Source organism: Microbacterium sp. MYb64 (assembly GCF_002979495.1).
Classification (GTDB): Bacteria; Actinomycetota; Actinomycetes; order Actinomycetales; family Microbacteriaceae; genus Microbacterium; species Microbacterium azadirachtae_A.
Genome location: NZ_PCOW01000004.1, coordinates 257,218 through 263,750, shown reverse-complemented (window position 1 = coordinate 263,750; position 6,533 = coordinate 257,218). Strand labels below are relative to the sequence as shown.

Annotated in this window: 6 protein-coding genes; 4 read left to right on the top strand and 2 right to left on the bottom strand. The window is 73.4% G+C overall.

The annotated features are described in order from the left end of the window. Positions 1-866: MoaF C-terminal domain-containing protein (locus CQ044_RS06345; RefSeq protein ID WP_308736921.1), on the top strand; the 866-nt coding region annotated here is incomplete at its 5' end. Between the two features lies 1 nt (position 867). Further along, on the top strand, positions 868-2,517 hold the full coding sequence (locus tag CQ044_RS06340; protein WP_105687683.1) for an amidohydrolase: 1,650 nt from the start codon (positions 868-870) through the stop codon (positions 2,515-2,517). 23 nt (positions 2,518-2,540) lie between these two features. On the opposite strand, the gene CQ044_RS06335 is transcribed toward CQ044_RS06340, so the two are convergent. Both CQ044_RS06335 and CQ044_RS06330 read right to left on the bottom strand, forming a co-directional pair. Then, positions 2,541-3,176, bottom strand: coding sequence for a hypothetical protein (locus CQ044_RS06335; protein ID WP_105687682.1), 636 nt, complete (start codon positions 3,174-3,176; stop codon positions 2,541-2,543). Then, on the bottom strand, positions 3,173-3,535 hold the full coding sequence (locus CQ044_RS06330; protein ID WP_105687681.1) for a PadR family transcriptional regulator: 363 nt from the start codon (positions 3,533-3,535) through the stop codon (positions 3,173-3,175). The genes CQ044_RS06335 and CQ044_RS06330 overlap by 4 nt, the downstream gene beginning before the upstream one ends. Positions 3,536-3,704: 169 nt before the next feature. On the opposite strand from CQ044_RS06330, the gene CQ044_RS06325 reads away from it, so the two are divergent. Both CQ044_RS06325 and CQ044_RS06320 read left to right on the top strand, forming a co-directional pair. Continuing rightward, positions 3,705-5,222 (top strand): class I adenylate-forming enzyme family protein, encoded by a 1,518-nt coding sequence (locus CQ044_RS06325; RefSeq protein ID WP_105687680.1) that lies wholly within the window; start codon positions 3,705-3,707, stop codon positions 5,220-5,222. Next, a complete protein-coding gene (locus CQ044_RS06320; protein ID WP_105687679.1) occupies positions 5,219-6,499 on the top strand; it encodes a beta-ketoacyl synthase in 1,281 nt (426 codons plus the stop codon). Before CQ044_RS06325 ends, CQ044_RS06320 begins: the two co-directional genes overlap by 4 nt. Positions 6,500-6,533 lie beyond the last annotated feature (34 nt).

Genomic DNA, 6,533 nt, shown 5'->3' with positions numbered 1-6,533 from the left:
CGAACCACCCACCAAGGAGCATCATGAGCACCATGAACCCCGCCGACACGTCCACCTGGCTTCCGCTGGACGGCCTCGCCCCCGGCTTCGACGCGAACAAGGCGCCGCACACCACCGCCCTGTCCGGCCGCGAGATCAACCTCACCGCACCCAACGGCACCCGCATCGCGCACCGCTTCGCCGACGAGGAGGTCACCTGGACCTACTCCCCCGGTGAGGGCGACCCCACCGCGCCGGCCAGCGACACCGACGCCTACGAGGCGTTCGAGGTCGACGAGGATCTCTTCTTCGTGCAGTTCCACCACGACTACCTGCCGAACGAGGCCGTGTCCCTCGTGGTCGACCTGCGCGCGGGGCGCGTGCTGTCGATCCTCAGCGAGATCCTCCCCGCCGACGAGAAGGGCCGCACCCGCGTGCAGCACCACTTCGGCACCGCGACCATCGACGGCACTGCGCCCTCCGGCGACGAGCCGCACCCGACGACCGCGCTGATCGGCCGTCGCGTGGAGTGGGTGTACAGCACGGAGCACGCGTACGAGCACGTGTACCTGTCCGAGCGCTGGTACAGCTGGCAGTGCCTGGCCGGTCCCGAGCGCGGGCTCGCCGACACCGACGAGAACAGCGTGTGGGAGGTCCGCCCCGGCATCTACGTGTTCGCCTGGCGGGAGAAGGTCATCCCCTGCGCGTCGGTCACGATCGCCGACCACCGCGACGTCACCAAGATCCGCTCGCACGGCGTGCTGTTCGGGTTGGACGAATCGGGCGAGGTGCCCACGCACTTCACGTTCGGCGCCTGGGGCCGCCTCATCTCCGTGACGCAGCACGCGCCGGAGCTCGAGCCCGCGTACTTCGGAACCGGAGCCTGACATGACGACCGCCCCCGCCGAGCTCATCGTCGTCGCCGACGTCATCCGCACCGTGGATCCCGCGCGGCCCGCCGCCGAGGCGTTCGCCATCCGGGACGGCCGCATCGCCGCGATCGGCCCGCGCGCCGAGGTCGAGGCGCTGCGCGGACCCGGCACGCGGATCCTCGAGCTCGGCGGGGCCGCGGTCTACCCCGGCTTCGCAGACGTGCACAACCATCACGCGATGGCAGGACGCACGGATCTGTTCGAGCTGGCCCTGCCGTCCTCGCTCACCCTGGACGAGATCCTCGGCCGCGTGCGGGAGAAGGCGGCGACGCTGCCGGAGGACGCGTGGATCATCGGCGGACCCGTCGCGAGCACGTTGCTGCCGACGCTCGCGAACACGGCCTCCCGTCGCCTGCTGGACGAGGCCGGCGGCGGACGTCCTGTGATGCTCGTGGAGGACTCCCGGCACAACCGCTGGGTGAACTCACGCGCCCTCGAACTCGCCGGCATCAGGCCGGACTCGATTCCCGAGGGCGGTGTCACGATCCTGGACGACGAGGACGGCACCCCCACCGGCGTCCTGCTCGAAGCCGCCGGGATCCCCGTGCAGGAGGCCTACGACCGCTCGGGCGGACTGACCTCCGCGCAGCACAGGGCGGCGTCGGCGCACGGCGTGCGGCTCGCGAACAGCTACGGGATCACGGCCTTCCAGGACGCCGGCGTCTCCACCGACATCCTCGGCGCCCTCCGGGAGCTCGACACCGACGGCGAGCTCGACGCCTGGGTCGTGTCATCGCTCCTCATCAACGACGAGATCTTCGGATTCGACCCCATCGGATCCCCGCTCATCGCGCGCGGCGAGGAGTTCCGCACCGCGCACCACCGCCCCGATTTCGTGAAGATCTTCCTCGACGGGGTGCCGCCCGCACGCACCGCCTCGTTCCTGGAGCCGTACGTCGCCGACGCCGCGCACGGCGCGCACTTCCACGGCGAGACCATCATGACCTTCGACGAGCTGTACGGCTGGCTGCGGCAGGTCGCCGAGCGCGGCCTCGGCGCCAAGGTGCACTGCACCGGCGACGGATCGGCCCGCCTCGTGCTCGACGTCGCGGAGCGGCTGCGCACCGAGGGCTTCACGACGCCGATCCAGATCGCGCACGGGCAGTTCCTCGCCGAGGACGACATCCCCCGCCTCGCCGCGCTCGATGTCGTCGCCGACATCTCCCCGTTCATCTGGTTCCCCGGAGTCATCCCGCAGATGCTCGCCGAGGTCCTCGGCGAGCGGGCCGAGCACTCCCAGCCGAACCGCGCCCTCCTCGACGCCGGGGCGCTCGTCGCCGGCGGATCCGACTGGCCGGTGAGCGAGTCCCCGAACCCGCTCGAGGGCATCCAGGGTCTCGTGACCCGTGCGGATCCGCTGCGCCGCGCGCCGGGGACGCTCTGGCCGGAGCAGGCGATCACGGCCGAGGAGGCGCTGCAGGTGTTCACCCGCAACGCCGCGGTCGCGATGGGCCTCGCGGCCGAGACCGGATCCCTGGAGATCGGCAAATCGGCCGACTTCGTGGTGCTGGACCGTGACGCGATCGGCGGCCCCGCCGACGCCATCATCGACGCGCGCGTGCTGTCGACCTGGTTCGCGGGGCGCGAGGTGTACGCAGCGGGCTGAGCCCGGGCGCCGCGGGGCTCGACTCAGCGCAGTGGCGCGTCCCTGCCGCGCAGGCGCCAGAGCAGCCACAACGTGCCGGCCGGGATGAGGATCATCAAGACGAAGGCCACGTTCGCCAGGTCATAGGCGGTGGGGAGCAGCGGATTCCGGGAATCGGAGGTCGACCAGACCGAGAGCGCGCGGAGCAGCCCGCTGAGGAGGAACATCAGCGCCCACGCGACGAACGGCAGCAGGACCGCCACCGCCTTCTCCCAGCGCCGCCAGAACCGGCTCGACGTGACCAGCGCCGCGCCGATGACCCACCCGCCGATGGGGAACAGGAACCCGCCGAAGCCGAGCGCGAGCGCACCGACGATCGCGAACCACTTCGTGTCGACCATCGCCGGCTTGGCCCCGAACGCCGGCAGCGACGCGGGCGCCACGACGATGATGGGGGCGGGCGGCGCTGATGCGGCCTCGTCCCCGGCGGCCTCCGCGATCCGCACCGGATCCCCGAGCTGCGCGATCCGCTCCCGCACCGCCGTGGCGTCGAGGCCGTCGAGCTCTTCGGCGATGCCGCTGCGCAGCTCGTTCGCGACGCGCCAGGGCAGCTCCGCGATGGCCGCGTCGAGCCGGTTCAGGTAGTCGTCGCGCAGGTTCTGCGCCTCGGTCTCGGTCATGCTTCCCCCTCTGCGATCGTCCGCGCCATCGGCGGGACGTGGGCGATCAGTTCCGCCACACTGCGTGCGAACGGCGTCCAGGATGCCCGGAACTGCGCGAGCTGCTGCACGCCGCGATCCGTGAGCTCGTAGTAGCGGCGCACCGGCCCCGACGCCGAAGGGCGCTCGAACGTCCGCACCCAGCCGCTCTGCCGCAGCCGCGACAGCAGCGGATAGAGCGTGCCGATGCTGGCGATGAGGCCCTCCGCGATCAGCCGTTCGGACAGCTCCCAGCCGTACATCGGGCCGCGTGCGAGCAGGCCCAGCACGCAGTACTCGACCACGCCCTTGCGCATCTGCGCGCCGACGTCCGGTGTCATGCCTCACAAGCTAGCTTGCACGGCAAGAGAGGTCAAGGACGGGACACCGGCGGCCCGGCCGACCGCGGACCGCTGCCCGAGGCCCGGTCCTGTGACCGTGGCCCGGTCATAGACTGGATCGGCGAAGCCGGCCGCGCCCGGCGCGCACGCGTCACGGGAAGGGCGGGGAATGCCGATCACCAGGACCGTGCTCTCCGCCGCCGCCGAGCACCCCGCGCAGCAGGCGATCGTCAGCCCCGACGGCGCGCTCGACTATGCCGGCCTCGTCGCGGATTCGCGCCGCGCCTTCGCGGTGGTGGACGCGGCGCACCGCGCGCAGCTCGCTCCCCCGTCTCCCGCCCCTGAGACCGGCGGGATCCCGATCACCGCGGTCAGCGTCGCGAGCGCGTTCCACGCCGCGCGGATCGTCGCGGGCCTCGCCGGATACCGGGCTGTGTCCGCCACGATCGACCCGCACTGGCCCCTCCCGCACCGAGTGCACGTCATCACCGCCGCCGGTATCGGCCTCGTGATCAGCGACGACGCCCGGCTCGCCACGGCCCTCGGCGACGCCGGATGGACCGGATCCGTCCTCACGCTCGCCGAATTCCGGGATCGCGAGCGGGCGTCGATCCCGGCGGATCCGCCGACCGTGCGCGACGGCGACGAGGCCTTCCTGCTGCTCTTCTCCTCCGGCACCACGAGCGATCCGAAGGCGTTCCTGAAGACCCGGCGGCAGTACCGCGAGAACGTCGCGGTCTCCCGCGCGCACCTCGAGCCGCTGCCCGGCGTCGAGACCCTGGCCCCCGGACCGCTGTCGTACAGCCTCACGCTGTACGCGCTCATCGAGTGCCTCGCGACCGGCGGCGGGGCGCATCTCGCGGACGCGTTCGACGCCGCACATCTCGCCCGCCGCGTGGCCGCAGAGCGGATCACCCGCATCGTCGCGGTCCCGGCCGTGGTGCAAGTGCTGGTCGACGCCGCCCGCCGGGATCCGTCCGCATTCGCCGGGCTCGAGCTCGTCATCACCGGCGGCGCGAACCTGCCCTCCATCCTGCGCGAGGGGCTCGCCGCGGCGCTGCCGCACGTGCGACTGATCAGCTACTACGGCGCCGCCGAGATCGGCTTCATCGGCGACAGCCGCAGCGGCGACGGCACGCTGCTCGACGTGTACGACGAGTTGGCGGCCGAGATCCGCGACGACGACGGTGACGCCGTCCCCGAGGGCGAGCTCGGCACGCTGTGGATCCGCGCCGCGGCCTGCTCGGACGGATACCTCGCCGCGACGACCGACGCCGTGCTGCGGGGGCCCGACGGCTGGGCCACCGTGCACGACATGGGCCGCCTGGCGGGCGGGCGGCTGCAACTGGCGGGGCGCGCCGGCGACATCGTCGCGACCGGCGGGCACAAGGTCTCTCTGCCCGAGGTGGACCGCGCCTTCACCGCGATGCCCGGACTCGGCGCGGTCTGCGCGGTGGCCCTGCCCGATGCGCGGCTCGGCGCCGTGGTCGCGCTCGTGGTCGAGGACGGCCCCGACGCACCGGCCCCCAAGGCCGACCTGCAGGCGTGGGCGCGCGAGCGGCTCGCGCCGCAGTTCGTGCCGCGGCGGTGGTACCGCGTGCCGCGGCTGCCGCGCACGGCGGGCGGGAAGATCCGCCGCCCCGCCACGGCCGCGCTGGTCGAGTCCGGCGAGGCGGTGCGGCTGTGACCCGCGCGGATCGGCGCGTCGTCGTCACCGGCCTCGGCGCGATCACGCCGAGTGGCCTCGATGTCCCCTCGCTGTGGGACGCGGTCGTCTCCGGCCGCAGCGCGATCACGGCCCTCGATGAGCCGGAGTTCCGGGGCCTCGCCGTGCGGATCGGCGGCAGGGTCCGCGGATTCGACGCGACCGGGGTCGTGGATCCGCCGCTGAGCCGTCGCCTCAGCCCTCTGCTGCTCTGGGCGATCGCCGCCGCGGACCAGGCCCTCGCGGGCGCCGGCATCGATCCCGCTGCACTGAGCGCGGGAGGCGAGCTCCCCTGGGATCCGACGCGCACGGCCATCCTCGCCGCCACCGGATCCGGCCCGGTCGACGCGATGCAGGCGGCCACCCGCGCCCTCGACGCCCGAGGTCCGCGCGGCGTGCCGCTGAGCGTCGTCGTGCACGGGGCCCCTGATGCGGCGGCGGCGCTGCTCAGCGAGCGGTTCGGCGCCCGCGGCACCGCGCACGGCGTGACCGCGACGTGCGCATCGAGCGCGATCGGGCTCGGCGAGGGGCTGCGCCGCATCCGGCACGGCTACGCGGACGCGGTGCTCGTGGTCGGCATGGAGGACTGCCTCAACGCGGTGAACCTCGCCGCGAATGCGAACCTGCGGGCGCTCGCGAGCGGATACGAGGCGGATCCGACGGCCGCCAGCCGGCCGTTCGACCGCGGACGCCGCGGGTTCGTGATGTCCCAGGGCGCGGCCGCCCTGCTGCTCGAGGCGGAGGACGTCGCGCGTGATCGCGGCGCGGAGCCGCTCGCCGTGCTCGCCGGATTCGGCGAGTCGAGCGACGCGCACCACCCCACGGCTCCGCATCCGCAGGGCCGCGGCGCCGCCCAGGCCGTCGCCGCAGCGCTGGCCGACGCGGGACTCGATCCGTATGCCGCAGACGGCATAGACCACGTCAACGCGCACGGCACCGGCACGCCGGCCGGGGACGCGGCCGAGCTCGCGGCCCTCGACGCCGTGTTCGGCGATCACGCCAGGACGATCCCGGTCACGGCGACGAAGTCAAGCACGGGCCACCTCCTCGGCGCCTCGGGGGCGGTCGAGGCGATCATCGCGATCCGCACCTTGCAGACGGGCCTGATCCCGCCGACCGTCAACCTCGACGATCCGGAGTTCGCGGACTGGGACATCGTCCACGGCACCGCGCGCGACGCCGGGCGGATCCGCCGTGTGCTCTCCCCGTCGTTCGGCTTCGGCGGCCACAACGGCGCCCTCGTGCTGGAGCGGCCGTGATGGCGCGCCTCGGCCCTGTTCTCGGCCCTGCCGG